Annotated in this window: 2 protein-coding genes; both read left to right on the forward strand. The window is 58.1% G+C overall.

What is annotated here, in order from left to right; genetic code table 11:
* A partial coding sequence (locus tag AC1DUU_RS31685) for a DUF1515 family protein (RefSeq protein ID WP_476787261.1) occupies nucleotides 1-238 on the forward strand: 238 nt, incomplete at its 5' end.
* Nucleotides 239-942: 704 nt separating this feature from the next.
* Nucleotides 943-1,080, forward strand: coding sequence for a hypothetical protein (locus tag AC1DUU_RS31690; RefSeq protein WP_476787262.1), 138 nt, complete (start codon nucleotides 943-945; stop codon nucleotides 1,078-1,080).
* Nucleotides 1,081-1,526 lie beyond the last annotated feature (446 nt).

Here is a 1,526-nt window from a genome sequence, read left to right on the forward strand (position 1 = left end):
TCGCCGGCTTGACGAGTTCGGCCACCGGCTCACAAGGGTTGAGGCTGACGTGATCGCGGTGAAGCACAGCCAGACCAGCATGCAGGCCGTGACCGACGACGTGGTTAACCTGCGAACGCAGGCACAGGGTGCCGGCACCGCTGGGCGTTACCTTCTCAAGATCGGCTTAGGTGTCGTTGGGAGCGCCGGATGGCTGCTCGGGGTCTATACCTGGCTGACGGGTCGCCCGCCGCCCTGACCATTCTCCCGACTTCGGGAATATGATAAAGTGCCATCACGCCTTGATCCTTTGCCCCGCTGCCGAAAGGTGGCGGGGCTTTTTCTGCTTTTAGGGGAACCCGATCCGGGTGCACCTCGTTTGATCGAGCGGAGACGAATGGGCGCAGTCTTAACCTTTCAGCTGCGCTCATCGAGGAGACCCGTCACCGCAAGCGTGGGTCTTCGAAGTCCGCGAAGCGTGTTCTTTGATCCCCTCTGACACGCTTCAAAATGGGGCCTGTCGGCTGGCGGCTGGCAGGCCTTTAAGTTCCCTATCGGCGCACAGCGAAGATGATGCAACCAGAGTTGTGCCGGAACGGCCTGTCGAACCTTGCATGGCAGGCCGTTTCTGCGCTCAGGTCCGTCAACGTGGACAGGGTTTGTGTGGTATTAAACCGAATGTTGCCAGGTTACTTCATGTTTTCCCGGGCCAAGTAGCCTTTGTCCCGGAGCCATKCGGCCAGGATTATTTCTGCCATGGCTGAAGTGGACCGGTGGTCATCCTTGGCTGCTTTTTCGAGTGCTTTCTTCAAGGACGGACGCACTCTAAAGCCAAGTGGGACGTTTTTGTACTCGSGTGCTTGTGACAAAATCGGGCTCTCTCGAATATCGGTGYGCAGCTAAAGCGGCCTGTCGAATCTGTGGCAGGTCACCTCAAGGCATAAGTATCTCGGACACCGTTGCATGTCGCAACTTGTCCTCACCGCGAAGATGCTTGGCCATGACGCGCAGGACCGGCTGCACCGGCAAAGCACCTTTGTTGCCGGCACCGATCGAGACCGCGAACTTGACATCCCGCAGATAGTCCAGCGCCTCCCATAGTTCCGAGCGCTGCTTTCCGCCGATAGCTGGGATCGCGCGGCCGACGGAGGTCCACCTTCCAATCAGTTAGACTGGCACCCCTGTTTTGTCGGTGTGCAATTCGGCAGGCAAGCGACCATTCCTCAAAGGCGATCGAGCGCCGCGARATAAGTTGACGTTACGTCATATAGGTTGCACTCTCTCACCGTATCATCACGATCCACGATCAAGACTGCATGCAGGGGAATGGAGCCTTTTACTGGCCGACCCGCATTCGCGTGTCGGGGGGAACATTTCACCGAACCTTTAGGTCGTTCTTAGCCAGCCTGAGCTGTACTGGCCGAGGCTGCCGCTAACAGAGGAAGACATGTGATATGAAAGCAGCAGCAACCTGTGTTGCAGCGGCAACGGCCATTGCCGCCGCTCTTCTAAGCACCACCTCGATGGTCCAGGCGCAGGAGCAAACC

It is taken from the genome of Aminobacter sp. P4_H6_2 (genome assembly GCF_056400805.1).